This window comes from Cupriavidus numazuensis (genome assembly GCF_905397435.1).
Classification (GTDB): domain Bacteria; phylum Pseudomonadota; class Gammaproteobacteria; order Burkholderiales; family Burkholderiaceae; genus Cupriavidus; species Cupriavidus numazuensis.
Window position 1 is genome coordinate 1 of record NZ_CAJPVI010000003.1, and the last position, 26,894, is coordinate 26,894.

Here is a 26,894-nt window from a genome sequence, read left to right on the forward strand (position 1 = left end):
CCCGGCGGCGAGGCGGCGGCCAGGCGCGCGCGCCCGCCACGGCCGCCGCGCCAGGCCAATCCGCTGCCGCCGATCACGTTCCCGGAGGCGCTGCCGGTTTCTGCCCGCCGCGACGAGATTGCCGCGGCGCTGCAGGCCAACCAGGTCGTCATCGTGTCCGGCGAGACCGGTTCGGGCAAGACCACGCAGCTCCCGAAGATCTGCCTGTCGATCGGACGCGGGCCCGGCCGCGAAGGCGGCGGGCTGATCGGCCACACCCAGCCACGGCGTATTGCTGCCACTTCGACCGCCAAGCGTATCGCGCAGGAACTCGGTTCGCCGGTGGGCGAGCACGTGGGCTACCAGGTGCGGTTTAACGACGCGCTGTCCGCCGGTGCCTCGGTCAAGCTGATGACCGACGGTATCCTGCTCGCGGAGACACAGAACGATCCGCTGCTGCGCGCGTATGACACGATCATCATCGACGAGGCGCACGAACGCAGCCTCAACATCGACTTCCTGATCGGCTACCTGAAGCAGATACTGCCGAAGCGCCCCGACCTCAAGGTCATCATCACGTCGGCCACGATCGATGCGCAGCGCTTCGCCACGCATTTCGCTGCCAACGGCAAGCCGGCTCCGGTGATCGAGGTAAGCGGGCGCCTGTATCCGGTGGAGATCCGCTACCGGCCGATCCAGCAGGACAAGCCCGCCGACGCTCCGCCGAAGAGTGCACAGGCGCGCGAGCGCGACCTGTACGACGGCATCGTCGATGCCGTGGATGAACTTTCCCGGCTCGGCCCCGGCGACGTGCTGGTGTTCCTGCCCGGCGAGCGGGAGATCCGCGAGACCGCCGAGGCGCTGCGCAAGCATCATCCGCCGCACACGGAAATCCTGCCGCTGTTCGCGCGGCTGTCGGTGCAGGAGCAGGAGCGCGTGTTCAGGCCGTCGAACGCGCGCCGCATCGTGCTCGCGACCAACGTCGCCGAGACCTCGCTGACGGTGCCGGGCATCCGCTATGTGGTCGACACCGGGCTCGCGCGCGTCAAGCGCTATTCCTACCGCAACAAGGTCGAACAGCTCCAGATCGAGTCGGTTTCGCAGGCTGCGGCTAACCAGCGCGCGGGCCGTTGCGGGCGTGTCGCCGACGGGGTTTGCATCCGGCTCTATGAGGAATCGGACTTCCAGGGCCGCGTGCGCTTTACGGATCCGGAAATCCTGCGCTCGTCGCTGGCGGCCGTCATCCTGCGCATGAAGGCGCTGCGGCTCACGGAGATCGAATCGTTCCCGTTCATCGAGCCGCCGCTGGGCCGCGCCGTTGCCGACGGCTACCAGTTGCTGCAGGAACTCGGTGCGGTCGACGATGCCAACCAGCTCACCGGCACTGGCCGGCAACTTGCCAAGCTGCCGCTGGACCCGCGCGTGGCACGCATGATCCTGGCCGCGCGCGAGCACCAATGCCTGCGCGAGGTGCTGGTGATCGCGAGCGCGCTGTCGGTGCAGGACCCGCGCGAGCGTCCGCAGGAGGCGCAGGAGGCGGCCGACCAGGCGCATCGCAAGTTCATGGACGAGAAGTCCGAGTTCCTGGGCTGGGTCAAGCTCTGGAAATGGTTCGAAGAGGCCGTGGCGCACAAGAAGTCGAACAAGCAGCTGCAGGACCAATGCCGTGCGAGCTTCCTGTCGCATGTGCGGCTGCGCGAGTGGCGTGACGTGCATTCGCAGCTCCTGACCACGGTGACCGAACAGGGCTGGCGCCTGAACGACAGCGAGCCGACATTCGAACAGTTGCACAAGGCGCTGCTGACCGGCCTGCTCGGCAATATCGGCTGCCGGATCGAGGACAGCGACGGCAAGGGCCGCGAGTATCTTGGCGCGCGTGGCATCAAGTTCCACCTGTGGCCGGGCTCGCTGATTGCGCGCAAGGTGGGGCGCTGGCTCATGGCCGCCGAACTGGTCGAGACCAGCCGGCTGTTCGCGCGAACCCTTGCGCGCATCGAGCCGGAATGGCTGGAGCAGGTGGGCCGCCACCTGCTCAAGGTGAGCTGGAGCGATCCGCACTGGGAAAAGAAGGCGGGGCAGGTGCTTGCGATGGAGCGCGCGACGCTCTACGGGCTGGTCGTGTACCAGCACCGCCGCGTGCACTACGGGCCGATGAACCCGACGGAAGCGCGCGAGATCTTCATCCGCCGCGCGCTGGTCGAGGGTGAGTTCGACACGCGGTTGCCGTTCTATGCGCATAACCAGCGGCTGGTGCGCGAGATCGAGAATCTCGAACACAAGTCGCGCCGCCAGGACGTGCTGGTCGATGACGAACTGATCTACGCGTTCTACGACCGCGCAATTCCTGCCGACGTCTGCCAGCAGACCGCGTTCGAGCAGTGGTACCAGACCGAAAGCGCGAAGGACCGCAAGCTGCTCTACCTCAACCGCGATGAGCTGATGCGGCACGAGGCAGCTGGCATCACCACTGACCTGTTCCCCAAGACCATGTCCGTGGCTGGCGTCGACATGGGACTGACGTATCACTTTGAACCGGGCAGCCACCGCGACGGCGTCACGCTGGCCGTGCCGCTGTATGCGCTAAACCAGGTTCGCCCGGAGCGCACCGAATGGCTGGTGCCGGGCATGATCAAGGAAAAGGTCCACCTGCTGCTGAAGTCGCTCCCGCAAAAGCTGCGCCGCCATTGCGTGCCGCTGCCGGACTACGCTGCTGGCTTCGTCGCGCGGCAACCGTTCGGCGAGGGCGAGCTGACCGATGTGCTGATCGCCGATATCCGCGAGCAGACCGGCACGATGGTGCGGCGCGCCGATTTCAAGCCGGAGACACTGTCCGCACACCACTTCATGAATTTCAAGGTGGTTGACGAGCACGGCCGCCAGCTGGACATGGGGCGCAACCTGGCGCAGCTTCGCGCCGAACTCGGCGGCCAGGCGCAGCAGTCGTTCCAGAACATTGCCGCGCGCGACGTGCCGGCGGCCGAAGCCGGACAGTACGAGGGTTTGACGTCCTGGTCGTTCGGCGAGCTGCCCGAGCTGCTCGAAATCCGCAAGGGCAACCAGACGCTGTTCGGCTACCCGGCGCTCGTGGACAAAGGCACGCATTGCGACGTCGAGGTGTTCGACGATCCGCAAGAGGCAGAGCGCATCCACCAGGCGGGCCTGCGCCGGCTGTTCGCACTGCAGTTGCGCGAGCAGGTCAAGTTCATCGAGAAAAACATCCCCGGCCTGCAGCAGATGGCGATGCAGTACATGACGCTCGGCACGCAGGAGATGCTGCGCGAGCAGATCGTGCTGCTGGCGCTCGAACGGGCTTGCCTGCAGGCGCCGCTGCCGCGCAACGACGCCGAGTTCACCGCGCGCAAGGAGGAGGGCCGGGCACGGTTGTCGCTGCTCGCACAGGAGATCGCGCGGCTGGCGGGCACCATCCTGGCCGAGTACGCCGGACTGCCGCGCAAGCTGCTGCAGGCCAAGCCTTTCGGCACGGCCTACGCCGACATGGAAGCGCAACTCGGTCGCCTGATGGGCAAGCAGTTCATCATCGACACGCCGTACACGCAGCTCGTGCATTTCCCGCGCTACCTGAAGGGCATCGCCATGCGCGTGGACAAGCTCAAGGGCGACCCGACACGCGACACGCAGCGCACGCAGGAAATGATGCCGCTGCTGCAGCAATGGCAGCGCGCGGAAAAGCAGTTGCGCACGCAGGGCAAGGGCGGCGCCGATGCCAGGCTGGAGGAGTTCCGCTGGATGCTGGAAGAGCTGCGCATTGCGCTGTTTGCCCAGGAACTGCGCACGCCGGTGCCGATGTCGGTCAAGCGGTTGCAGAAGGTCTGGGAGGCGATCCAGCGGTAAATCGCTGCAGGACCAAGCCAATGGGACAAGAACAGCACAAAGATGTGTAACGAATTGTGAAAGACTTGTCCATGATCAGTTCGCCGGTCATCGTGGCGTCGATCCGAAACGTTAGAATGTGCGATTCCGCCTATGGATTGACTGGACTTATGCTCGTGTTGCGTCGTGTTGTTGCTGGTGTGTTGACGGTCGGCTCCCTGGCCCTGGGGTTGATGGCGTCGCCGGCCTCGGCGGAAGTCGTGGTGGTGCTCAATTCGGGTGATGCCACCGTCACGCTGATCGACAAGGACTCGCAGAAGGTGCTGGAGACCTTCCCGATCGGCAAGGAGCCTCACCACCTGATCGCCACGCCGGACGACAAGTCCCTGATCGTGGCGAACGCGGTGGGCAATGACCTCGTTTTCCTCGACCCGGTGACCGGCAAGGTGCAGCAGCGCGTGCCGAACATCGACGATCCGTACCAGATCGGCTTTTCGCCGGATCAGAAGTGGTTCATTGCCACCGGCAACCGGCTTGACCGCGTCGACCTCTACCGCTGGGACGGCAAGGCGCTCAAGATCGCCAAGCAGTTTCCGCTGGCCAAGACGCCGAGCCATATCGCCTATACCGCCGACAGCCGTATCGCGTTCATCACGCTGCAGGATTCCAACGAGGTGGTCGCAATCGACCTCGTCACGCAGAACGTAATGTGGCGCATGGACGCGGGCTCGGCGCCGGCGGGCATCTGGGTCACGCCGGACCAGCGCTACCTGCTGGTGGGCATGACGGGCGCCGACTATGTCGCGGTGATCGACTGGCGCACGCGGACCATCGTCAAGCAGATCCAGACCGGCAAGGGCGCGCACAACTTCCGTGCAATCGGCGACAAGCGTCACCTGTTCCTGAGCAACCGCGTATCGGGCAGCATCAGCATCATCGACCAGCAGACGCTGACCAAGGTGGGCGAGATCACCGGCCTGCCGCCTGGCCCGGACGACATGGAACTGACTGCCGACGGCAAGACGCTGTGGGTGACGTTCCGCTGGGCACGCGCGGTCGGCCTGATCGACGTGGCCAACCGCAAGCTGGTGAAAACCATCCGCGTGGGCCGTTCGCCCCACGGGATTTATTTCCGCACCCGGGCGCCGCTTTACTGACGACGGCAGGGCAGGATCATGAGCAAGTCCATCGTGTCTCGCTTGAAGTGGCTGATCGCCGCCATCGCGGCAACGGCCGCGCCTGTGACAGGTTTGCATGCTGCTGACGCCGCCTCGGCGCCAGGCCAGGCCTGCCGGGCCGGCACGCTGTACCTGACCTTCGATACGGGCAGCATGAGCCAGGCCCAGTTGATTGCCGATACGCTGCGCCGCCACCATATCAAGGCCACATTCTTCCTGGCCAACGAGCCGACCATCAACAAGGACAGCTCGCTCGAGGCCGGCTGGGCGCCATACTGGAAGGCGCTGGCGGCGGATGGCCATGCATTCGGCACGCATACGTACGATCATGTCTATCTGCGCAGCGTGCGCGACGGCAAGGTGACCATGCGACCGCAGTTTGGCGCCGATGCCGGCAAGGATGTCGCCACGGACGCCAACGGTTTTTGCCGCGAGCTGCAACGCAGTGCCCAGGCGCTGCGCGGCATGACGGGTGTCGACATGGTGCCGCTCTGGCGCGCGCCGGGCGGGCGCACCGCGCCCCAAACGCTGCAGTGGGCCGAGCAATGCGGGTTCAGGCATGTGGGCTGGGCGCCGGCCGGTTTTCTCGGTGACGAATTGTCATCGGAGCGCTATCCGAACCAAGCGCTGCTCGCACGCGCGCTGCGCGACCTGCGCGACGGCGACATCACTATGGCGCACCTCGGCATCTGGTCACGCAAGGATCCGTGGGCACCCGGCGTGCTCGAGCCGCTGATCACGGGGCTGGAACGCAAGGGCTTCTGTTTCGCCACGCTGCGCGAGCACCCGGCTTACCGGAACTGGATCGCCACGGCCGGACAGGGAGCGCACAAGGAGGGCAAGCGCTGATGTGGGAAACCCTCAACGGGTGGATTGCCCAACTCGAAGGCACGTTGTTCCAGGACGTGGTGCTGCCGCTTGTCTACAACCTGGGCTTCGGCGGCTATGCGGAAGATGCGTTCACCGGCACCGAATGGCTGCTTGTGGGGCTGGTGCAGATTGCCGTGATGGTGCTGATTCTGGGCCCGTTGGAAAAGCTGCGCCCGGTCGAGCCGGTCACCGATCGCGCCGGGATCCGCACTGACATCCTCTACACGCTGATCCACCGTCTCGGCCTGTTCCGGTTGGCGATGTTCTTTATGCTGGCGCCGCTGACCGATGCGCTCGAAGGCCATCTGCGGCTGTTCGGCTGGCAGCGTGTAAACGTGGAGGACTGGTGGCCCGGCGTGACGTCGATCCCGCTGGTCAGCTTCTTCGTTTACCTGCTGCTGTTCGACCTGCTCGACTACTGGTACCACCGGCTGTCGCACACCTACCGCTGGTGGTGGAGCCTGCACGCGGTGCATCACAGCCAGCGCCAGATGACGCTCTGGAGCGACAACCGCAACCATCTGCTCGACGACATGCTGCGCGATTTCGTGTTCGCCGTGGTCGCCATTGCGGTAGGCGTGGAGCCGTCTCAATACGTGCTGCTGGTGGCGCTGTCGCAGCTGCTGCAGAGCCTTCAACATGCCAACCTGCGCCTGCACTTCGGCGCGTTCGGCGAACGCCTGCTGGTCTCGCCGCGCTTTCACCGCACGCACCATGCCGTGGGCATCGGGCATGAGGCGGCTGGCGTGCCGGCACGTCTCGGCGGCTGCAACTACGGCGTGATCTTCCCATGGTGGGACATGCTGTTCGGCACGGCCGTCTTCACGCCGGCGTACCATCCGACCGGCATTCGCGACCAGATGCCGCCGCCGACGGGCAAGGGCCGCGACTACGGCGCGGGGCTGCTGGCCCAGCAGTGGTACGGCATCAAGCGCCTGCTGCGCCTCGGCTGAGCCGACACGCCGCGATCCAGGCGGCGTATGCTAGTGTTCCGGTGCGCGTGCTTTTGCAGGCGCATTGCACTGTTCTATTCCGATATCCTGCATGAACGATCTTTTTCGCTCGTTTGGCCGCGCGCTCGTGAGCCAGCTGCATCCGCGCATGCTGATGCTGACGGTCCTGCCTTTCCTCCTTGCCACGGCGCTCTGGGGCGGCCTGCTCTGGTGGGGCTGGGACCCGATCATGGGCGCCATGCGGTCGTTCCTTGAGACTTCCGTGCTCACCAGCTGGATCTACGGCACGCTGGACTGGTTTGGACTGCAGTCGATGCGCGCCGTGGTGGCGCCCCTGTTCGTGGTCGCGCTGGCGGTGCCGCTGGTCATTGCATCGATGCTGCTGTTCATCAGCCTGTTTTCGGTGCCCGCGGTGGTGCGCCATCTCGAGCGCAGCTACCCGGACCTGGCCAAGAAGCGCGGTGGCAGCGTCATGGGCAGCGTGTTCCAGTCGCTCGGCAGTACGGTGGTGTTCCTGGTCCTGGTGCTGGTGACGTTGCCGTTGTGGCTGATGCCGCTGTTCTTTGCACTGATTCCGCCCGTGCTGTGGGGCTGGCTGACCTACCGCGTGATGACCTATGACGCGCTGGCTGATCACGCGAGCGCCGAAGAGCGCAAGACGCTGATGCAGCGCCATCGTGTCCCGCTGCTGACGATTGGTGTCGTCGTGGGGCTGCTGGGCTCGGCGCCGACGCTGCTGTGGGTGTCCTCGGCCGCGGTCATTTTCCTGTTTCCGTTCGTGCTGGCGGGCACGCTGTGGCTGTACGTGCTGATCTTCATTTTCTCGGCACTGTGGTTCGGCCATTTCTGCCTGCGTGCGCTAGCGCAGCTGCGCGCCGAACGAGCCTCGGCAGCGCCGCCTGCGGCGCCGGCCGGCGACGTTATTGATCTGGCGCCGTCGGACGTGCGCCGCATTGAACATTCCTGAAGCGGGGGCATCATGGGTTTTGGCCTGATCGTCATTGGCGACGAAATACTTTCCGGGCGGCGAGAGGACAAGCACCTGCGCCGCGCCATCGAGCTGCTGGGCGACCGCGGGCTCAAGCTGGACTGGGCCCAGTATGTCGGCGATGACCGCGACAGCATCACGGCCACGCTGCGCCGCACTCTGGCGGGCCCGGATGTGGTGTTCTGCACGGGCGGTATCGGCGCGACGCCCGACGACCATACGCGCCAGTGCGCGGCCGCCGCGCTCGGCGTGCCGCTGGTATTGCATCCCGAGGCGCGCGAGCAGATCGCGCTGCGGATTGCCGAAACCGCGCAGGGCGATCCGGTTAAAGGTGACCTCAACCTGCCCGAGAATCAGCATCGCTTCAAGATGGGGGAGTTTCCCGAGGGCGCGCGCATCATCCCGAACAGCTACAACCGGATCCCTGGGTTCTCGGTGGCCGACCACCATTTCATGCCGGGCTTTCCGGTCATGGCATGGCCGATGATGGAATGGGTACTGGACCATGCCTATGCCCACCTGTTCCACCAGGCTGGCCAGCAGGAGCGGGCGTTCTACGTGTTCGAGGCGCCGGAATCGACGCTGACGCCGCTGATGGAGCGGGTCGAGGCGGCTTTTCCCGGGATCAGGGTATTCAGCCTGCCATCTGTAGGCGATGCGCAGCGCGGCGAGATCTTTGCACGGCGCCATATCGATCTTGGCGTGAAGGGTGCCGCTGAGCAGGTCGCGCCGGCATATGCCATGCTGCTCGAAGGGGTGCGCGGTATGGGTTTCGAGACGGTGGAGCAGGCCAGCGCGGACGCTGCGCGCTGAGTCGTTCCGAGACAAAAAAACAGGGGCCGCGCGGGCCCCTGTTTCATTTTGCGCTTCTGCGCCTGCGCGCTTCAGGCGCCGTGCCAAGGCAGGCCGCGTACGCACCAGCCTTCGACGGTCTTGCGGTGGTGGTTGTCGTCGCGGTTGCCTTCAAATCCTTCGAGCACGTCCATTGCGTACTGGTAGCCGGCTTGGGTCGCGACACGGGCGGCGTGCTTGGAGCGCGCGGCGCTGCGGCACAGGAACAGCACCGGCGCATCGGCCGGCACGCGCGCCTTCAGCTCTTCGACAAAGCGCGCGTTCTGCGCGCCGCCGGGATAGGACATCCACTCGACGTGGGCGAATTGCGCATCGGGCAGGTCGACGCCGCCGACCCAGTCGAGCTCGGCCTGCGTGCGCACGTCGACCAGCACGGCCGACGGATCGCTCTGCAGCAGCGCGAAGGCTTCCACGGGCGACAGGGCGCCGAAATAGGGAAGCTGGTTCTGTTGCTGGCGCTGTTGCGCAGTCTTGAGGAGTTCGTCTCGGGTGGTCATCTGGCTGACAAGATTGGTAGTTGGAATGGCGGAGCTGCCAAACCGTTATTCTATAGCGCGCCCCGCCAATGACCATCGTTGCTGGCAGGTCGATTCGTCGGTTGCGCAGAGGCAAAGAGGCGGAGTGGGGCGTTTGCGGTGCGGAATGAACACGTTTGGTGCATGCGCACCAATAAGGTGCTGAATCTTGATGTATGCACCCTTATGGTGTTTTATGGGTGGAGCACTTGTCCGACTTTCTGTTGCGTCGGGATCACGTTGTCATGAGGGGGTCCGGAGGCCATCCATCGACGTGACCCTGCGGCGGTGCGCGGGCCTTGGCTCCGCACTTTTTTCGGGACGGCGGCAATGCGGCAGGCATTTCCTTGGCATGCTTTCTGCTAACATTCCTCGTCCTTTTCAGGGCAAGGAATCGCGCGGGCACAGCGGCCGTGAGGCTCAGCACTTTGCCGTTGACGCGATGACCGGCCCACGAATGGCTTTCTAGACTTCAGCCGAATTTCAGGAGATTGGCATGGCCCAAAGCGTTGCAGATGTGATGAAGCTTGTGAAGGAAAACGACGTCAAGTTCGTCGATTTCCGTTTCACCGATACCAAAGGCAAGGAGCAACACGTTTCGGTGCCGACCTCGCATTTCGACGACGACAAGTTCGAAAGCGGCCATGCCTTCGACGGTTCGTCCATCGCTGGCTGGAAGGGTATCGAGGCTTCGGACATGCTGCTGATGCCGGATTCGAACACCGCCTTCATCGACCCGTTCTACGAAGAGCCGACGCTGGTGCTGACCTGCGACGTGGTCGAGCCGTCGGATGGCAAGGGCTATGACCGCGACCCGCGTTCCATCGCCAAGCGCGCTGAAGCCTACCTGAAGAGCACCGGCCTGGGCGACACCGCCTTCTTCGGTCCGGAACCCGAGTTCTTCATCTTCGACGGCGTGACCTGGAACGTCGACATGCAAGGCTGCTTCGTGAAGGTGCATTCCGAAGAAGCCCCGTGGTCGTCGGGCAAGGAATTCGAACACGGCAACTCGGGCCACCGTCCGGGCAAGAAGGGCGGCTACTTCCCGGTTGCCCCGATCGACACGTTCCAGGACATGCGTTCGGAAATGTGCCTGATCCTCGAATCGCTGGGCATTCCCGTTGAAGTGCACCACCACGAAGTGGCTGGCCAGGGCCAGAACGAAATCGGCACGCGCTTCAGCACGCTGGTGCAACGCGCCGACTGGACCCAGCTGCAGAAGTACGTGATCCAGAACGTCGCCCACACCTACGGCAAGACCGCCACGTTCATGCCGAAGCCCATCGTCGGCGACAACGGCTCGGGCATGCACGTGCACCAGTCCGTGTGGAAGGACGGCCAGAACCTGTTCGCGGGCAACGGCTACGCCGGCCTGTCGGAATTCGCGCTGTACTACATCGGCGGCATCATCAAGCACGCTCGCGCGCTGAACGCCATCACCAACCCGGGTACGAACTCGTACAAGCGTCTGGTGCCGGGCTTCGAAGCGCCGGTGAAGCTGGCCTACTCGGCCCGCAACCGTTCGGCCTCGATCCGTATTCCGTACGTTGCCAACCCGAAGGGCCGCCGTATCGAGACCCGCTTCCCGGATCCGCTGATGAACCCGTACCTGGGCTTCTCGGCACTGCTGATGGCCGGTCTGGATGGCGTGATGAACAAGATCCACCCGGGCGAAGCTGCCGACAAGAACCTGTACGACCTGCCGCCGGAAGAGGATGCAAAGATCCCGACCGTCTGCAACAGCCTTGACCAGTCGCTGGAATACCTCGACAACGACCGTGAGTTCCTGACCCGCGGCGGCGTGTTCTCCAACTCCATGCTCGATGCCTACATCGAACTGAAGATGGAAGAAGTCACTCGCTTCCGCATGACGACTCACCCGATCGAGTTCGAAATGTATTACTCGCTGTAAGCGAGTTGTTGCCCGGCGATGACGACAGGTTGTGGTCGGGCAACAGTAGCACCATCAAGGGGCGGCTTTGGCTGTCCCTTTTTCTTTTGATGGCTAGAATGGGGCTTTCCGTTCAACCCTATCGCTGATGTTCATGAACGCGTTTCCGCCCGTGGCCCAGCTGGACAAGCTGCTGCACCAATCCCGTGTCCGACTCCCCATCCTGGTGTCTGCCGCAGTGCTGCTGGCATCCGCGTGGAGCCAGACTGCACAGGCGCAGTCCTCCGACGTCTATGTCTGTGTCGGCCCGAATGGCGTGCCGGAATATCGCAACGGCAACGCCGGCAAGGGCTGCAAGCGGCTGAACCTGCCCGATGTGGTCTCCGTGCCAGGCGGGCGCACCACGGCGCCGGCAAAGACCGCTGCGGCGCCGGCAGCGACGGCGTCCACTACCGGCTTCCCTCGGGTGGACAGCGCCACGCAGAAGAGCCGTGACAGCGAGCGGCGCACCGTGCTGGAGCAGGAACTGCAGGCCGAGGATGCCAAGCTCGCAACGCTGCGGGCCGAGTACAACAATGGCCAGCCCGAGCGGCAGGGCAACGAACGGAATTATCAGAAGTATCTGGATCGCACGGCAGCGATGCGCGATGACATCGCTCGCAGCGAAGCCAACGCGGCGTCGTTGCGCCGTGAGCTTTCCAACTTGAAGGACTAGTCTTATGCGTCGCCTGATTCGCAGCGTGTCGCGCAGGAGCGGTGGCGCCGATGGCGCCGGCGGCGACACTGCCGGCCAGACTCAACCTGTGAATGGCCCGGGCAGCGGTCAGGTGTTGCCACTAGGCGCGGTGGCGCTGCATGCTGGCCTCGATGTCATCGCTAACCCGGTACTGTTGGTCAGGCAGCCGGAGTTGCGCGTGGCATATGCCAATCCGGCGGCCGAATCGACTTTCGCGGTGTCGCGCAAGGCGATGGTGGAGTTGTCGTTGTCGGACCTGTTCGGACAGTCCGAAGAGCTGCAGGGCATGATCGACACGGTGATCTCACGCCAGTTCGACGTGCGGCGCCAGGACCTGGTGCTGCGCCCGCCTTTGCAGGAGCCCATCCACGCGCACGTGGTTATCGGCGCGCTGGAGGCGTTTAGCGATACCGTGCTGGTGGAGATTCTGCCCAACGAGCAGAAGGTTCGCAGCGACAGGGAAGAGCGCATTCTCGACCTGACGTCCGCCAACAAGGAATTGATCCGCAATCTTGCGCATGAGATCAAAAACCCGCTGGGCGGCATTCGCGGCGCGGCACAACTGCTCGAGTTCGAGCTGCCCGAACGGGCACTGCGCGAGTACACGCAGGTCATCATCAAGGAGTCGGACCGGCTGCAGACGCTGGTGGACCGGCTGCTGGAGCCGCACCGCCATCCGCATATCGTGTCGAGCCTGAACATCCACGAGGTGCTCGAGCGCGTGCGTTCGGTCGTGCTGGCCGAGTTCCCCAACGGGCTGGACATCGAGCGCGATTACGATGCCAGCTTGCCCGAACTGCGCGGCGACATGGAACAGCTGATCCAGGCCGTGCTCAATATCGTCCATAACGCAGCCCAGGCATTGGCCGAGCGCATTGCGCGCGGCGATGCGCAGATCATTCTGCGCACGCGGGTCGCGCGCCAGGTCACGATCGCCAAGCGCTTGTTCAAGCTGGCATTGGACTTGCATGTGATCGACAACGGCCCGGGGATTCCCGATGACATCCGCGAACGCATCTTCTATCCGCTGGTTTCGGGTAGGGACGGCGGCAGCGGACTCGGTCTCACACTCGCTCAAACCTTCGTGCAGCAGCACGAGGGCTTGATCGAATGCGAGAGCAGGCCGGGCTGTACCGACTTCCGCATCCTGCTGCCGCTGCACTAGCTTTCCGCCGGCATCCGCGATCGATCGTTGCACTTGCCGCCAGGCCGGGCATGCGGAAGACCAAATGACACCGAGCAGACAAGCGACGCACATGAAGCCGATCTGGATAGTCGACGACGATCAATCAATCCGCTGGGTACTTGAAAAGGCCCTGGCCCGTGAAAGCCTGCTCTCCCGCAGCTTTACCAATGTCCGCGACGCACTTGCGGCGCTGGAAGACGATGTTCCGCAGGTCCTGATATCGGATATCCGCATGCCCGGCGGCTCGGGCCTCGATCTGCTGCAGGCTATCAAGGCCAAACATCCGGGCCTGCCGGTCATCATCATGACGGCTTATTCGGACCTGGACAGTGCCGTGGCGGCGTTCCAGGGCGGAGCCTTCGAATATCTGGCCAAGCCGTTCGATGTCGACAAGGCGGTCGAACTGATTCGCCGCGCGCTGGAAGAAAGTCTGCGCGAGGAAGAGTTGGACGACCGGCTTGTCGATGCGCCGGAAATCCTGGGTCAGGCCCCCGCGATGCAGGACGTGTTCCGCGCGATCGGCCGCCTGTCGCAATCGAACGTGACGGTGATGATTACCGGCGAGTCCGGCACCGGCAAGGAACTGGTGGCGCGTGCGCTGCACAAGCACAGCCCGCGTGCAAATGGCCCGTTCATCGCGCTGAATACGGCCGCCATCCCGAAGGACCTGCTCGAATCCGAACTGTTCGGGCACGAGCGCGGCGCGTTCACGGGCGCACAGACCATGCGTCGCGGTCGTTTCGAGCAGGCCGAGGGCGGTACGCTGTTCCTCGATGAAATCGGCGACATGCCGTTCGACCTGCAGACCCGGCTGCTGCGCGTGCTGTCCGACGGGAATTTCTATCGCGTGGGCGGGCACAATCCGCTGCGCGCCAATGTGCGCGTGATTGCCGCCACGCACCAGAACCTGGAACTGCGCGTCAAGGAAGGCCTGTTCCGCGAGGACTTGTTCCACCGCCTGAACGTGATCCGGCTGCGCCTGCCGCCGCTGCGCGAACGTCCGGAGGACATCACGCTGCTGGCGCGCCATTTCCTGCAGAAGAGTGCGAAGGAGCTGGGCGTGGAGCCCAAGCGCATGTCCGACGAGGCGCTGGTGTACGTGAGCACGCTGCCGTTCCCTGGCAACGTGCGCCAGCTCGAGAACCTTTGCAACTGGCTTACCGTGATGGCGCCGGCCCAGACCATCGAGGTCAAGGACTTGCCGCGCGAAATGATCGGGACTGGCAGTGCGGAAAGCGCGCCGGTGCCGCGTGCGGTCGAGGCGCGAATGCCATCGGCTGATTTCGAGGGCGGCCATGATCTTTCCGATTACGGCGGACTGGCCATGCCGGTCGCCGAGGCGGAAACCATGACCGCGGTGAGGCCGGCCACGGCGACCTCGATGCCAGCACCTTCGTCGCTTGCGGCCGGATGGGAAAACTTGCTGGCTGGCGAGGCCAAGGCGATGCTGGAGTCCGGCCAGCCGGAAGTCATGGACGTGCTGACGCGGCGTTTCGAAAAGGCCGTGCTGGAAGCTGCGCTCGGCGTGACGCGAGGCCGCCGCGTGGAGGCTGCCACGCGTCTGGGCATCGGACGCAATACCATCACGCGCAAGCTGCAGGAACTGGGCTTCGACTAAGCCACCGATGATGGCTTTCAACAAAAAGGCCGGGTTCGCCCCGGCCTTTTTCTCTTGCTATGCACGATCCGAGCGCGCTGCAAGCAATTGCTCGACCATCTCGGCGAATCCATCGCCGCCGGCGGCCTCGGTCACGTAGGCCGGCGCCACCGGCAATTGCGGCAGTATCTCGCGCACGTTGGCCACGCCGACCGACAGCGGGAAATGGGCGAACATGCTCGCATCGTTGGCCGAGTCGCCGATGAACAGCCATTCCTCGCGCTGGATGTCGAGGTCTTCGCCGAGCAGTTCCGCGGCGCACAGGCGGCTCATGCTGAGCTTGTCGTGCTGGCCGAACCAGCCGTTGACGTGGATGGAGCTAACTGTCGCCGTCATGCCCTCGTCTTGCATGAGCCGGACGATATGGGAAACCGCATCGGGCGGCAGCGGCGTGACATCCTCGGCATGGTCGATCGCCAGGTCGGCCGCGTGCCATGCCTGGTCAGAGGCGAGCGCGCTGCCGGGGACTTCGCGAACGATGCGCTCGCCCAGGGCGCGGATACGGTCGAGATTGCGGGCGCGCGTCGGCGCGTCATCGAGAAATCGCGTCAACAACCGGCCATCGCGCAGGCGGGAATAGAACGCGCCGTTCTCGCCGATGATGGCATCCACGGGCCATAGGCGCACCAGAATCTCGGCCCAGGCGATGCAGCGGCCAGTGACCGGGATCACATGCAGGCCGGCCTGGTGGAGTTGCTCTAGCGCGACGGCTGCTCGCGCCGGCAGCCTGCCGCCGGTAGTCAGGGTGCCATCGATGTCGGTCAGGATCCCGCGCACGCGGCGCAGGGCGGGGGCGGGCAGGGTTTGGAACGGTTGCATGGTGGCGGATTGTACTGCCGCTTGTCGCCTACCATACCCGCTGCGGTCAGATCCGATCGACGTTGCACTGCAATATGTCTCGTACTGGTGATTTTGCTGAATTGCCGCGCGGGGTGCGACAGGCGTAACATGCCGCTGTCATAAAAAGCACATAAATTCGCTTGTTCCCCGATACAGCGGAAATTCTGACCAGGAGAGACCACCCATGTCCTTTTCCCGTAGTGTGCTGAAGATCGCCGTGCTGGCCGCCCTTACCGGGGCAGGCAGCGCCCAGGCAGCGGTCGAGATCCAGTGGTGGCATGCCATGCAGGGCGCCCTCAATGACAAGGTCAACGAGATCGCCGGCAAGTTCAACGCCAGCCAGTCCGAGTACAAGATCGTGCCGGTCAACAAGGGCAACTACGACGAGGCCATGGCTGCCGGCATTGCCGCGTTCCGCGCGGGTGGTGCTCCGGCCATCTTGCAGGTTTTTGAAGTCGGCACGGCAACCATGATGAGTGCCAAGGGCGCCATCAAGCCAGTCTCCGCCGTCATGAAGGATGCGGGCGAGAAGTTTGACCAGAAGGCCTACATCCCGGCCGTGGCCGGATACTACACGTCCTCGAAGGGCGAGATGCTGTCGTTCCCGTTCAACAGCTCGACCACGGTGTTCTATTACAACAAGGATGCCTTCAAGAAGGCAGGTCTTGATCCGGAGAAGCCGCCCAAGACGTGGCCGGAGGTGATGCAATATTCGGCCAAGCTCAAGGCGTCGGGCACCAATTGCGCCTATACGACCGACTGGCAGGGCTGGGTGCACCTGGAGAGCTTCTCGGCTTGGCACAACACGCTGTACGCCACGAAGAACAATGGCTTCGGGGGCACCGATACGCGCCTCGTCTTCAACAGCCCGCTACACGTGAAGCACATCTCCAACCTGCAGGAGATGGTGAAGAAGGGCTACTTCAGCTACGGCGGCCGCAAGGCCGAGTCGCAGGCGAAGTTCTACAACGGCGAATGTGCGATGTTCACGGGGTCGTCGGCTTCGCTGGCCAACATCCGCAAGAACGCCAAGTTCGCGTTTGCCGTGTCGCAACTGCCGTACTATCCGGACGTACCGGGCGCGCCGCAGAACACCATCATCGGCGGCGCCTCGCTGTGGGTAATGGGCGGCAAGAAGCCCGAGGAGTACAAGGGCGTAGCGAAGTTCTTCACGTTCCTGTCGCGCCCTGAGATCCAGTCCGACTGGCATCAAGCAACCGGCTATCTGCCGGTAACCATGGCAGCCTACGAGCTGACCAGGAAGTCAGGCTACTACGACAAGAACCCGGGTGCCGATGTGTCGGTGCAGCAGATGGTAGTCAAGACTACCGACAAGTCGCGGGGCGTGCGCCTGGGCAATATGGTGCAGGTGCGCACGGTGGTCGATGAAGAGCTTGAGGCCGTCTGGGCCGGCAAGAAGGAGCCCAAGGTCGCGCTGGACGATGCCGTGCGGCGTGGCAACGAGCTGCTCGAGCGCTTCCAGAAAACAGCTCGCGAGTAAGCCTAGGCGAACTGAGCAGGCTTCCGGGGTGGCGAGCATATGGTGCGCCGCCCCGGACAGGTTTCACCCCGACCCCGCCAGGCGCGGCGGTCGAACGAATGCTGCCGATGGAAAAACGCGTCGTCTTCCGCTCGCCGTGGTTGCCTTATCTGCTGGTGCTGCCGCAGATCGTCATCACGCTGGTTTTCTTCTTCCTGCCGGCCGGGCAGGCGCTGTACCAGTCCATGCTCCAGCAGGATGCCTTCGGCATCAACCTGGAGTTCGTCGGGCTGGACAACTTTCGCACGCTGTGGAATGACCCGCTCTATGTCGAGTCCTTCCAGGTGACCGCCATCTTCGCGGTCGGCGTGACGGTGGTTGGACTGTCGACTGCGCTGCTGCTTGCGTATTTCGCCGACCGCGTCGTGCGCGGCGCAGTCGGCTACAAGACATTGCTGATCTGGCCCTATGCGGTGGCGCCGGCAGTGGCGGGGGTCTTGTGGATGTTCATGTTCAACCCGACGCTGGGGGTGGTGTCGTATGCCCTGCATCGGCTCGGCGTGAACTGGAACTTCGTGCTGGACGGCAACCAGGCGCTGCTGCTCGTCGTGCTGGCCGCCGCATGGAAGCAGATCAGCTACAACTTTCTGTTCTTCCTGGCGGGGCTGCAGAGCATCCCGCGCTCGCTGATCGAGGCCGCGGCCATCGACGGTGCAGGGCCGTGGCGCCGCTTCTGGTCGATCATCTTCCCGCTGCTGTCGCCGACCACGTTCTTCCTGATGGTCATCAACGTGGTCTATGCGTTTTTCGATACCTTCGCGATCATCGACGCCGTTACGCACGGCGGCCCGTTCAATTCGACCAATACGCTGGTCTACAAGGTCTTTCACGATGGTTTCCGCGGCATGGATATCGGCGGCTCGGCGGCGCAGTCGGTGGTGCTGATGGTGATCGTTATCGCGCTGACTGTGGTGCAGTTCCGCTACGTCGAGCGCAAGGTCCAGTACTGAGGAGGCAGCCATGGTAGAACGCCGACCGTTCCTCGATTTCCTGTCCCACGTCGTGCTGATCGCCGGCATGGTGATCGTGGTGTTCCCGATCTACCTGACCTTTGTGGCATCCACGCTCACGGCGGAACAGGTGCTCGACGCGCCGATGACGCTGATCCCCGGCAGCCACCTGATCGACAACTACCGCACCGTGCTGTTCCAGGGCGTGGGCGAGACTGCCTCGCCCGTCTCCACGATGATGAAGAACAGCCTGATCATGGCGCTGGGGATCGCACTGGGCAAGATCGCGATCTCCATCATCTCGGCCTTCGCGATCGTCTATTTCCGCTTCCCGCTGCGCAAGACCTTCTTCTGGCTGATCTTCATCACGCTGATGCTGCCGGTGGAGGTCCGCATCCTTCCGACCTACAAGGTGGTGTCGGACCTCGGCATGCTGGACAGCTATTTCGGCCTGACGATTCCGATCATCGCGTCGGCCACGGCCACGTTCCTGTTCCGACAGTTCTTCCTGACGATTCCCGACGAGCTTGCCGAAGCGGCGCGCATCGACGGGGCAGGGCCGTTGCGTTTCTTCTGGGACGTGGTGCTGCCGCTGTCGCGCACGAGCATCGCGGCGCTGTTCGTGATCCAGTTCATCTACGGCTGGAACCAGTACCTGTGGCCGCTGCTGATTACGACGCAGAAGTCGATGACGCCGGTGGTCGTCGGCGTGACGCAGATGATCTCGCGCTCGGGCGATGCGGCAACGGACTGGAACCTCGTGATGGCCACCGTGATGCTGGCCATGATTCCGCCTGCCGTGGTCGTGGTGCTGATGCAGAAGTGGTTCGTCAAGGGACTGGTCGAAACCGAGAAGTGAGCGCGCGATCCGGAGGCTGGATTCACGCAGGTTGTACAGGAACACACAATGGCAAAACTGTCGCTTCGCAATGTTCAGAAGACCTATGCCGGCAACGTCAAGGTCGTGCACGGTATCGACATGGAGATCGCCGACGGCGAGTTCATCGTCATCGTCGGGCCGTCGGGCTGCGGGAAATCCACGTTGCTGCGTATGGTGGCGGGGCTGGAGACCATCACCGGCGGGGATATTCATATCGGCGACCGGGTCGTCAACAATCTGGAGCCGGCGGAGCGCGACATCGCCATGGTGTTCCAGAACTACGCGCTGTACCCGCATATGAGCGTGTACGACAACATGGCATACGGGCTCAAGATCCGCGGCATGGCCAAGGCCGAGATCGAGCAGCGCGTCAAACATGCGGCCGGCATTCTCGAACTTGCACCGCTGCTGGACCGCAAGCCCCGGCAGCTTTCCGGAGGCCAGCGCCAGCGCGTGGCGATGGGGCGTGCCATCGTGCGCGAGCCGTCGGTGTTCCTGTTCGACGAGCCGTTGTCGAACCTCGATGCCAAACTGCGCGTGCAGATGCGCCTGGAGCTCAAGGAGCTGCATCGGCGCCTCGGTACAACGAGCCTTTATGTGACGCATGACCAGGTCGAGGCCATGACACTGGCTGACCGCATGATGGTGCTCAATGGCGGCCGCGTCGAACAGATCGGCACGCCGCTGGAGGTCTACACGCGCCCGGCCAGTACCTTCGTGGCTGGATTTATCGGTTCGCCGCCGATGAATCTGGTCCCGGTCGCGCGCAACGGCGGCGCGGCGGGGGCGGGCGGGGCGCAGATGCGAGTGATCGCGAAAGAGGGCGGCACCAGCGAAGCGACGCTTGGTCACCTGCCCATGGGTTTGCATCTGCCCGGTGAAGCATTGCTCGGCCTGCGGCCCGAGCATATCGAGCCGTGCGCCGCACATGAAGCGATTGCCGAAGTCGACGTGCGGGTGGTCGAAGCGTTGGGTGCGGATTCTTTCGCCTACGGATCACTGGGTGGCCAGCCCATCGTCGTACGGCTGGACAGCCATGCCCGGGTGCGCGCCGGCGACAAGCTGCCGGTGACATCGTCGCCCGACCACCTTCACTTCTTTGACGCCCAGTCGGGCAAGCGCATCGAGGCCTGAGCATGGATGCACCGCAATTCGCGCCGGTTACGGCGGCCAACTGGCCGTACCCGCGCCACATCGCGCACCGCGGAGCCGGCAAGCTCGCGCCCGAGAACACGCTGGCTGCCTTCCGCCTCGGCGCGTCGTTCGGCTACCGGATGTTCGAGTTCGACGTGAAGCTGAGCGCGGACGGCAGGGCGGTGCTGATGCACGATGCCACGCTGGATCGGACCACTAGCGGTACCGGTCGTGTCGATGCGCTGACGCTCGGCGAGTTGGCTCAGCTCGATGCCGGAGCGTGGCACAGCCCCGGATACGCCGGCGAGCCGGTGCCGACCCTGGCCGCCATCGTGCGCTATACGCGAGCCAACGGGCTTCTCTGCAATATCGAGATCAAGCCTGTCCCGGGGCGGGAAACGGAGACTGGCGCGGCCGTCGCGCTGGATGCCCGTTCCATGTGGCGTGGAGCTGACGTGCCGCCGCTGCTGTCGTCGTTTTCAGAAGACGCGCTGGCCGCGGCGCGGCTGGCCGTGCCGGAATTGCCGCGCGCCTTGCTGGTCGATGCGCTGCCGCCCGACTGGCTTGCCCGCGCACAAGCGCTCGGTTGCGTCGCGCTCGATGCCAACCACAAGGTGCTGGACGCGCAGGTCATCGCCGCGGCTCATGCTGCGGGCCTGAAGGTGCTCAGCTATACCGTGAACGACGCGGGGCGGGCTGCCGAACTGGTCGGCTGGGGGCTCGACGGACTGATTACGGATGCTGTCGATACCATTTTCCCGGCCGGCTAATTGTTGCGGATCTGTTGTTTGAGACGCGAATTAATGCGGCGTGTAATACCACATCGCGAAAAGTCCACATAGCGCACAAGCAAACGTGCTATTCTTACCGCCGTGAAGACTTAGGTCCTTCCCCGCACAACTTGCCCTTTCGGGCCTTGTGGCGGCACTTATACTCCGGCGCCCTAGTGGTGCCGTTTGTCCAAGGGCCGTTCGTTGGGCTCCCAAGAGTTGTTTGCGATCCGCTAACCGGTCAAGCCGTGTCGCGGAAGGTTGAATAACCCGCTGAACTCCGGCATACCCGGAGAAAAGTGAGCGTCCCATGATGCAGCAGTATCAGAGCAATTCGTATCTCTTCGGCGGCAACGCCCCGTACGTTGAAGAGCTGTACGAAGCCTATCTCCAGAATCCCACTTCGGTTCCCGACAACTGGCGCGCGTATTTCGACGCGATGCAGAACGTCCCGGCCGTCGATGGTTCCAATTCGCGTGACGTTCCGCACGCTCCCATCGTTGCCTCGTTCGCCGAGCGCGCCAAGGCAGGCCCCATCAAGACCATCGTTGCCTCGGCCGATTCCGACATGGGCCGCAAGCGCGTCGCTGCCACCCAGCTGATCGCCGCCTACCGCAACATCGGTTCGCACTGGGCCGACCTGGACCCGCTCAAGCGCCAGGAGCGTCCGCCTCTGCCGGATCTGGACCCGGCTTTCTACGGCTTCTCCGAAGCTGATCTCGACATCGTCTTCAATGCCAGCAATACCTACTTTGGCAAGGAGTCGATGAGCCTGCGCGAGTTGCTGAACAACCTGCGCGAAACCTACTGCGGCACCATCGGCGCCGAATTCATGTATGTGAGCGACCAGGCGCAAAAGCGCTGGTGGCAGGAGCGCCTGGAATCCACGCGTTCCAAGCCGGTCTTCACGCTGGAAAAGAAGAAGCACATCCTGGACCGCCTGACCGCGGCCGAAGGCCTGGAGCGCTTCCTCCACACCAAGTACGTCGGCCAGAAGCGCTTCTCGCTCGAAGGTGGCGAGAGCTTCATCGCAGCCATGGACGAGCTGATCCAGGAAGCGGGCAGCAAGGGCGTGCAGGAAATCGTGATCGGCATGGCCCACCGCGGCCGCCTGAACGTGCTGGTCAATACGCTGGGCAAGATGCCCGCTGACCTGTTCGCCGAATTCGAAGGCAAGCACGTCGATGACCTGCCGGCCGGTGACGTCAAGTACCACAAGGGCTTCTCGAGCGATGTCTCGACGCAAGGTGGCCCGGTTCACCTGTCGCTCGCGTTCAACCCGTCGCACCTGGAAATCGTCAACCCGGTGGTCGAGGGCTCGTCCAAGGCGCGCCAGGAGCGCCGCGGCGACGCCGGTCACAAGGAAGTGCTGCCGGTGCAAGTGCACGGCGACGCGGCCTTTGCCGGCCAGGGCGTGGTGATGGAGACGCTGAACCTCGCGCAGACCCGCGGCTACGGCACGGGCGGCTCGATGCACATCGTCATCAACAACCAGATCGGCTTCACCACCTCCGATCCGCGCGACGCCCGTTCGACGCTGTACTGCACGGACGTGGTCAAGATGATCGAGGCGCCGGTGCTGCACGTGAACGGCGACGATCCCGAAGCCGTGGTGTACGCCATGCAGCTCGCTGTTGATTTCCGCATGGAATTCAACAAGGACGTCGTGGTCGACATCATCTGCTTCCGCAAGCTGGGCCACAACGAGCAGGACACCCCGGCCGTCACGCAGCCGCTGATGTACAAGAAGATCAGCCAGCATCCGGGCACGCGCAAGCTGTACGCCGACAAGCTGGTTGCGCAGAACCTGGTCCCGGCCGACTTCGGTGACCAGAAGGTCAAGGAATACCGCGCCGCGATGGACGCCGGCAAGCATACCTCCGACCCCGTCCTGTCGAACTTCAAGAACAAGTTCGCCGTGGACTGGATGCCGTTCCTGAACCGCAAGTGGACCGATGCTGCCGACACTGCCGTGCCGGTGACCGAGCTGAAGCGCCTGGCCGAGCGCATCACCACCACGCCTGAGACGCTGAAGCTGCACCCGCTGGTGGAGAAGGTCGTCAAGGACCGCGCCAACATGGGCCGCGGCGACCAGCCGCTGGACTGGGGCATGGGTGAACACCTGGCCTTCGCCTCGCTGGTGGCATCGGGCTACCCGGTGCGTATCACCGGCCAGGACGCCGGCCGCGGCACCTTCACGCACCGCCACGCCGTGCTGCACGACCAGGCCCGTGAGCGCTGGGATGCCGGCTCGTATGTGCCGCTGCAGAACGTGTCGGAAAACCAGGCACCGTTCACGGTGATCGATTCGGTGCTGTCGGAAGAAGCCGTGCTCGGCTTCGAATACGGCTACTCGGCTGCCGAACCGAACGCGATGGTGATCTGGGAAGCCCAGTTCGGTGACTTCGTCAACGGCGCGCAGGTCGTGATCGACCAGTTCATCTCGTCGGGTGAAGTGAAGTGGGGCCGTGCCTCGGGCCTGACGCTGATGCTGCCGCACGGCTACGAAGGCCAGGGTCCGGAGCACAGCTCGGCACGTATCGAGCGCTTCCTGCAACTCTGCGCGGACCACAACATGCAGGTCTGCCAGCCGACCACGCCGGCCCAGATCTTCCACCTGCTGCGTCGCCAGATGATCCGTCTGTTCCGCAAGCCGCTGGTGATCATGACGCCGAAGTCGCTGCTGCGTAACAAGGACGCCGTCTCGCCGCTGTCCGACCTGGCCAAGGGTCACTTCGAAACGGTCATCCCCGACCACGAGGAACTGAACGCCAGCAAGGTCAAGCGCGTGATCATGTGCTCGGGCAAGGTCTACTACGACCTGGTCAACACGCGCAAGGAACGCGAGGCGAACGACACCGCGATCATCCGCGTGGAACAGCTGTATCCGTTCCCGCACAAGGCGCTGGCCACGGAGCTCAAGAAGTACCCGAACGCCAACGAAATCCTGTGGTGCCAGGACGAGCCGCAGAACCAGGGTGCCTGGTTCTTCGTGCAGCACTACATCATGGAAAACATGACGGAAGGCCAGAAGCTCGGTTATGCCGGTCGTCCCGCTTCCGCTTCGCCGGCAGTGGGCTACTACGCAAAGCACAACGAGCAACAGAAGGCGCTGCTGGACGCGGCTTTCTCGAAGCTCAAGGGCTTTGTCCTGACCAAGTAAATGTGGCAGCACGGCGGCGCTCGCAGGTGACCGCCGTGTTCTTTCCTGCCTGAAGAACAAAACGCATACATCGAGGAATTCACAACCATGGCTATTGTTGACGTCAAGGTTCCGCAACTGTCCGAATCGGTCGCCGAAGCGACCATGCTGAACTGGAAGAAGAAGCCAGGCGAAGCCGTCGCCCAGGACGAGATCCTGATCGAAATCGAGACCGACAAGGTCGTGCTGGAAGTGCCGGCACCGTCGGCCGGCGTGCTGTCGCAGATCATCAAGAACGACGGCGACACCGTCGTGGCCGATGAACTGATCGCCAAGATCGACACCGAAGCCACCGCTGGCGCCGCGGCTCCCGCCGCCGCCGCACCGGCTCCTGCCGCTGCCGCTCCGGCTGCGGCCGCCGCTGCTGCGCCGGCCGCCGCTGGCGCGGTCGCCATGCCGTCGGCTGCCAAGCTGATGGCCGAAGCCGGCCTGTCGGCTGGCCAGGTTGCCGGCACCGGCAAGGATGGCCGCATCACCAAGGGCGACGTGCTGGGCGCTTCGGCTGCTCCGGCTCCTGCACCGGCCGCCAAGGCTGCTCCGGCTCCGGCCGCTGCCAAGCCGGCCCTGCCGCAAGTTGCCGCGAACGTGGACTTCGCCGCGCTGGGCGACCGTCCGGAAGAGCGCGTGCCGATGAGCCGCCTGCGTGCCCGTATTGCCGAGCGCCTGGTGCAGTCGCAGTCGACCAACGCCATCCTCACCACCTTCAATGAAGTGAACATGAAGCCGGTGATGGATCTGCGCAACAAGTACAAGGACCGCTTCGAGAAGGAACACGGCGTGAAGCTCGGCTTCATGTCGTTCTTCGTCAAGGCTGCTGTCCACGCGCTGAAGAAGTACCCGATCATCAACGCCTCGGTCGATGGCAACGACATCGTCTACCACGGCTACTTCGACATCGGTATCGCTGTCGGCTCGCCGCGTGGCCTGGTGGTGCCGATCCTGCGCAATGCCGACCAGATGAGCCTGGCCGACATCGAGAAGAAGATCGCCGAGTACGGCACCAAGGCCCGCGACGGCAAGCTGTCGCTGGAAGAGCTGACCGGCGGTACGTTCTCGATCTCGAACGGCGGCACCTTCGGTTCGATGCTGTCGACCCCGATCATCAACCCGCCGCAATCGGCCATCCTGGGCGTGCACGCCACGAAGGACCGCGCCGTGGTGGAAGACGGTCAGATCGTCATCCGTCCGATGAACTACCTGGCCATGTCGTATGACCACCGCATCATCGATGGCCGCGAAGCCGTGCTGGGCCTGGTGGCGATGAAGGAAGCGCTGGAAGATCCGGCCCGCCTGCTGCTGGATCTGTAAGAACCGGTTCCCCCGCGCGCTTGCCGCAATCGGCCGCGCGGGGCGCGTTCCCAGTGTTGACGGTGCGCCGGCACAAGTTGCTGCCGGCGCCCAGAAAGGAATTTCCATGAGCAAACAATTCGACGTGCTGGTGATCGGCGCCGGCCCCGGCGGCTATATCGCCGCCATCCGTGCCGGCCAGCTCGGCCTGAACGTGGCCTGCTGCGAAGGCAACGCCTACGACGATCCCAAGAACGAACCGCGTCTCGGCGGCACCTGCCTGAACGTGGGTTGCATCCCCTCGAAGGCGCTGCTGGCTTCCTCGGAAGAATTCGAGAACGCCCAGCACCACCTGGCCGACCACGGCATCACCGTGGGCGACGTCAAGGTCGACGTGTCCAAGATGCTCAAGCGCAAGGACGACATCGTCGGCAAGATGACCAAGGGCATCGAGTTCCTGTTCCGCAAGAACAAGGTGACGCTGCTCAAGGGCTACGGCAAGTTCGTCGGCAAGACCGCCGAGGGCTTCCAGGTCGAGGTTGCCGGTGAAGTCGTGACCGCCAAGCAAGTCATCATCGCCACCGGTTCGAAGGCTCGCCATCTGCCGGGTATCACGGTCGACAACGACCTGGTCAGCGATAACGAAGGCGCGCTCAAGTTCCCCGCAGTGCCGAAGAAGCTGGGCGTGATTGGCGCCGGCGTGATCGGCCTGGAGCTGGGTTCGGTTTGGCGCCGCCTCGGTGCCGAAGTGACCGTGCTGGAAGCGCTGCCCGCATTCCTGGGCGCCGCTGACGAAGGCGTGGCCAAGGAAGCGCAGAAGCAGCTGACCAAGCAGGGCCTGAAGTTCAGCCTCGGCGTGAAGGTTGACGAAGTGGCGACCGGCAAGAGTGGCGTGACCGTCAAGTACACCGACAAGGACGGCGCTGCCCAGACCCTGGAAGTCGATCGCCTGATCGTGTCGGTCGGCCGCGTGCCGAACACCGACAACCTGGGCCTGGAGGCTGTCGGCCTGGCCGCTGACCAGCGTGGCTTCATCGAAGTCGACGACCACTGCGCCACCAAGGTGCCGGGTCTGTGGGCCATCGGCGACGTGGTGCGTGGCCCGATGCTCGCGCACAAGGCCGAGGACGAAGGCGTGGCCGTGGCCGAGCGCATCGCCGGCCAGAAGCCGCATATCGACTACAACTGCGTTCCGTGGGTGATCTACACCTTCCCGGAAATCGCATGGGTCGGCAAGACCGAAGCCCAGCTCAAGGCCGAAGGCCGCGAGTTCAAGGCTGGCCAGTTCCCGTTCATGGCCAATGGCCGTGCACTGGGCATGGGCCATCCGGAAGGCTTCGTCAAGATGCTGGCCGACGCCAAGACCGACGAGATCCTGGGCGTGCACATCGTTGCCGCCAACGCGTCGGATCTGATCGCCGAAGCCGTCGTGGCAATGGAGTTCAAGGCCGCCAGCGAAGATATCGGCCGCGTCTGTCACCCGCACCCGTCGATGTCGGAAGTCATGCGCGAAGCCGCGCTGGCCGTCGACAAGCGTCAGCTCAATATGTAAAGGCATTTGCCTGCATTTGCCTGCATTTGCCTGAGCACCGGCGCGCCGCAACAGCGGCGCGCCGTTTTCACTTGCAAACCATGCCGGATCGAAACAGTTCCGG

General features: G+C 64.0%; 20 protein-coding genes. 18 read left to right on the plus strand and 2 right to left on the minus strand.

What is annotated here, in order from left to right; genetic code table 11:
* From hrpA to KHO41_RS03660, 6 genes are all read left to right on the plus strand, one after another.
* A partial coding sequence (gene hrpA, locus KHO41_RS03635; RefSeq protein WP_244873699.1) for an ATP-dependent RNA helicase HrpA occupies positions 1 to 3,831 on the plus strand: 3,831 nt, incomplete at its 5' end.
* Between the two features lie 149 nt (positions 3,832 to 3,980).
* Entirely contained in the window at positions 3,981 to 4,967 is a 987-nt protein-coding gene (locus tag KHO41_RS03640) for a YVTN family beta-propeller repeat protein (RefSeq protein ID WP_211951953.1), read from the plus strand.
* Between the two features lie 18 nt (positions 4,968 to 4,985).
* Positions 4,986 to 5,837, plus strand: a complete 852-nt coding sequence (locus KHO41_RS03645) for a polysaccharide deacetylase family protein (RefSeq protein WP_211951954.1) — start codon at positions 4,986 to 4,988, stop codon at positions 5,835 to 5,837.
* Positions 5,837 to 6,811, plus strand: coding sequence for a sterol desaturase family protein (locus tag KHO41_RS03650; protein WP_211951955.1), 975 nt, complete (start codon positions 5,837 to 5,839; stop codon positions 6,809 to 6,811). The genes KHO41_RS03645 and KHO41_RS03650 overlap by 1 nt, the downstream gene beginning before the upstream one ends.
* A gap of 91 nt (positions 6,812 to 6,902) precedes the next feature.
* The gene (locus tag KHO41_RS03655; RefSeq protein ID WP_211951956.1) at positions 6,903 to 7,778 is read left to right on the plus strand and encodes an EI24 domain-containing protein; all 876 of its coding nucleotides are present in this window, start codon (positions 6,903 to 6,905) and stop codon (positions 7,776 to 7,778) included.
* 12 nt (positions 7,779 to 7,790) lie between these two features.
* The gene (locus tag KHO41_RS03660) at positions 7,791 to 8,612 is read left to right on the plus strand and encodes a competence/damage-inducible protein A (protein WP_211951957.1); all 822 of its coding nucleotides are present in this window, start codon (positions 7,791 to 7,793) and stop codon (positions 8,610 to 8,612) included.
* A gap of 71 nt (positions 8,613 to 8,683) precedes the next feature.
* On the opposite strand, the gene KHO41_RS03665 is transcribed toward KHO41_RS03660, so the two are convergent.
* Complete coding sequence (locus tag KHO41_RS03665) at positions 8,684 to 9,148, minus strand: rhodanese-like domain-containing protein (protein WP_211951958.1); 465 nt, start codon at positions 9,146 to 9,148, stop codon at positions 8,684 to 8,686.
* Between the two features lie 514 nt (positions 9,149 to 9,662).
* Here KHO41_RS03665 and KHO41_RS03670 point away from each other — a divergent pair.
* The 4 genes from KHO41_RS03670 to ntrC all read left to right on the plus strand — a co-directional run bounded on the left by KHO41_RS03670 (position 9,663) and on the right by ntrC (position 14,597).
* Complete coding sequence (locus tag KHO41_RS03670; protein WP_211951959.1) at positions 9,663 to 11,078, plus strand: 3-hydroxylaminophenol mutase; 1,416 nt, start codon at positions 9,663 to 9,665, stop codon at positions 11,076 to 11,078.
* A 127-nt stretch (positions 11,079 to 11,205) separates the two neighbouring features.
* A complete protein-coding gene (locus KHO41_RS03675) occupies positions 11,206 to 11,772 on the plus strand; it encodes a DUF4124 domain-containing protein (protein WP_211951960.1) in 567 nt (188 codons plus the stop codon).
* A gap of 4 nt (positions 11,773 to 11,776) precedes the next feature.
* Positions 11,777 to 12,958 (plus strand): nitrogen regulation protein NR(II), encoded by a 1,182-nt coding sequence (glnL, locus tag KHO41_RS03680; RefSeq protein ID WP_211951961.1) that lies wholly within the window; start codon positions 11,777 to 11,779, stop codon positions 12,956 to 12,958.
* Between the two features lie 91 nt (positions 12,959 to 13,049).
* Positions 13,050 to 14,597, plus strand: a complete 1,548-nt coding sequence (gene ntrC / locus KHO41_RS03685; RefSeq protein WP_211952134.1) for a nitrogen regulation protein NR(I) — start codon at positions 13,050 to 13,052, stop codon at positions 14,595 to 14,597.
* A 57-nt stretch (positions 14,598 to 14,654) separates the two neighbouring features.
* Here ntrC and KHO41_RS03690 read toward each other — a convergent pair whose 3' ends face one another.
* A complete protein-coding gene (locus tag KHO41_RS03690; RefSeq protein ID WP_211951962.1) occupies positions 14,655 to 15,455 on the minus strand; it encodes an HAD-IIB family hydrolase in 801 nt (266 codons plus the stop codon).
* Between the two features lie 205 nt (positions 15,456 to 15,660).
* On the opposite strand from KHO41_RS03690, the gene ugpB reads away from it, so the two are divergent.
* From ugpB to lpdA, 8 genes are all read left to right on the plus strand, one after another.
* Complete coding sequence (gene ugpB, locus KHO41_RS03695) at positions 15,661 to 16,977, plus strand: sn-glycerol-3-phosphate ABC transporter substrate-binding protein UgpB (protein WP_211951963.1); 1,317 nt, start codon at positions 15,661 to 15,663, stop codon at positions 16,975 to 16,977.
* Positions 16,978 to 17,084: 107 nt separating this feature from the next.
* Complete coding sequence (gene ugpA / locus KHO41_RS03700; RefSeq protein ID WP_211951964.1) at positions 17,085 to 17,966, plus strand: sn-glycerol-3-phosphate ABC transporter permease UgpA; 882 nt, start codon at positions 17,085 to 17,087, stop codon at positions 17,964 to 17,966.
* A gap of 10 nt (positions 17,967 to 17,976) precedes the next feature.
* On the plus strand, positions 17,977 to 18,825 hold the full coding sequence (gene ugpE / locus KHO41_RS03705; RefSeq protein ID WP_211951965.1) for a sn-glycerol-3-phosphate ABC transporter permease UgpE: 849 nt from the start codon (positions 17,977 to 17,979) through the stop codon (positions 18,823 to 18,825).
* A 48-nt stretch (positions 18,826 to 18,873) separates the two neighbouring features.
* Positions 18,874 to 19,980 (plus strand): sn-glycerol-3-phosphate import ATP-binding protein UgpC, encoded by a 1,107-nt coding sequence (locus KHO41_RS03710; protein ID WP_211951966.1) that lies wholly within the window; start codon positions 18,874 to 18,876, stop codon positions 19,978 to 19,980.
* Positions 19,981 to 19,982: 2 nt separating this feature from the next.
* Positions 19,983 to 20,750, plus strand: a complete 768-nt coding sequence (gene ugpQ / locus KHO41_RS03715) for a glycerophosphodiester phosphodiesterase (RefSeq protein ID WP_211951967.1) — start codon at positions 19,983 to 19,985, stop codon at positions 20,748 to 20,750.
* A gap of 310 nt (positions 20,751 to 21,060) precedes the next feature.
* Positions 21,061 to 23,913, plus strand: coding sequence for a 2-oxoglutarate dehydrogenase E1 component (locus KHO41_RS03720; protein ID WP_011298209.1), 2,853 nt, complete (start codon positions 21,061 to 21,063; stop codon positions 23,911 to 23,913).
* A gap of 87 nt (positions 23,914 to 24,000) precedes the next feature.
* Positions 24,001 to 25,260, plus strand: coding sequence for a 2-oxoglutarate dehydrogenase complex dihydrolipoyllysine-residue succinyltransferase (gene odhB, locus KHO41_RS03725; protein WP_211951968.1), 1,260 nt, complete (start codon positions 24,001 to 24,003; stop codon positions 25,258 to 25,260).
* Positions 25,261 to 25,366: 106 nt separating this feature from the next.
* Entirely contained in the window at positions 25,367 to 26,791 is a 1,425-nt protein-coding gene (gene lpdA / locus KHO41_RS03730; RefSeq protein ID WP_211951969.1) for a dihydrolipoyl dehydrogenase, read from the plus strand.
* Positions 26,792 to 26,894 lie beyond the last annotated feature (103 nt).

Bases quoted from the DNA above. Each gene is read 5' to 3' on its own strand.
- KHO41_RS03710 (WP_211951966.1), top strand. From the start codon at position 18,874: ATGGCAAAACTGTCGCTTCGCAATGTTCAGAAGACCTATGCCGGCAAC.
- KHO41_RS03650 (WP_211951955.1), top strand. From the start codon at position 5,837: ATGTGGGAAACCCTCAACGGGTGGATTGCCCAACTCGAAGGCACGTTG.
- ntrC (WP_211952134.1), top strand. From the start codon at position 13,050: ATGAAGCCGATCTGGATAGTCGACGACGATCAATCAATCCGCTGGGTA.
- KHO41_RS03665 (WP_211951958.1), bottom strand. From the start codon at position 9,148: ATGACCACCCGAGACGAACTCCTCAAGACTGCGCAACAGCGCCAGCAA.
- KHO41_RS03645 (WP_211951954.1), top strand. From the start codon at position 4,986: ATGAGCAAGTCCATCGTGTCTCGCTTGAAGTGGCTGATCGCCGCCATC.
- odhB (WP_211951968.1), top strand. From the start codon at position 24,001: ATGGCTATTGTTGACGTCAAGGTTCCGCAACTGTCCGAATCGGTCGCC.
- KHO41_RS03720 (WP_011298209.1), top strand. From the start codon at position 21,061: ATGATGCAGCAGTATCAGAGCAATTCGTATCTCTTCGGCGGCAACGCC.
- KHO41_RS03675 (WP_211951960.1), top strand. From the start codon at position 11,206: ATGTTCATGAACGCGTTTCCGCCCGTGGCCCAGCTGGACAAGCTGCTG.
- KHO41_RS03655 (WP_211951956.1), top strand. From the start codon at position 6,903: ATGAACGATCTTTTTCGCTCGTTTGGCCGCGCGCTCGTGAGCCAGCTG.
- KHO41_RS03660 (WP_211951957.1), top strand. From the start codon at position 7,791: ATGGGTTTTGGCCTGATCGTCATTGGCGACGAAATACTTTCCGGGCGG.
- ugpE (WP_211951965.1), top strand. From the start codon at position 17,977: ATGGTAGAACGCCGACCGTTCCTCGATTTCCTGTCCCACGTCGTGCTG.
- glnL (WP_211951961.1), top strand. From the start codon at position 11,777: ATGCGTCGCCTGATTCGCAGCGTGTCGCGCAGGAGCGGTGGCGCCGAT.
- ugpB (WP_211951963.1), top strand. From the start codon at position 15,661: ATGTCCTTTTCCCGTAGTGTGCTGAAGATCGCCGTGCTGGCCGCCCTT.
- KHO41_RS03640 (WP_211951953.1), top strand. From the start codon at position 3,981: ATGCTCGTGTTGCGTCGTGTTGTTGCTGGTGTGTTGACGGTCGGCTCC.
- KHO41_RS03690 (WP_211951962.1), bottom strand. From the start codon at position 15,455: ATGCAACCGTTCCAAACCCTGCCCGCCCCCGCCCTGCGCCGCGTGCGC.
- KHO41_RS03670 (WP_211951959.1), top strand. From the start codon at position 9,663: ATGGCCCAAAGCGTTGCAGATGTGATGAAGCTTGTGAAGGAAAACGAC.
- lpdA (WP_211951969.1), top strand. From the start codon at position 25,367: ATGAGCAAACAATTCGACGTGCTGGTGATCGGCGCCGGCCCCGGCGGC.
- ugpA (WP_211951964.1), top strand. From the start codon at position 17,085: ATGGAAAAACGCGTCGTCTTCCGCTCGCCGTGGTTGCCTTATCTGCTG.
- ugpQ (WP_211951967.1), top strand. From the start codon at position 19,983: ATGGATGCACCGCAATTCGCGCCGGTTACGGCGGCCAACTGGCCGTAC.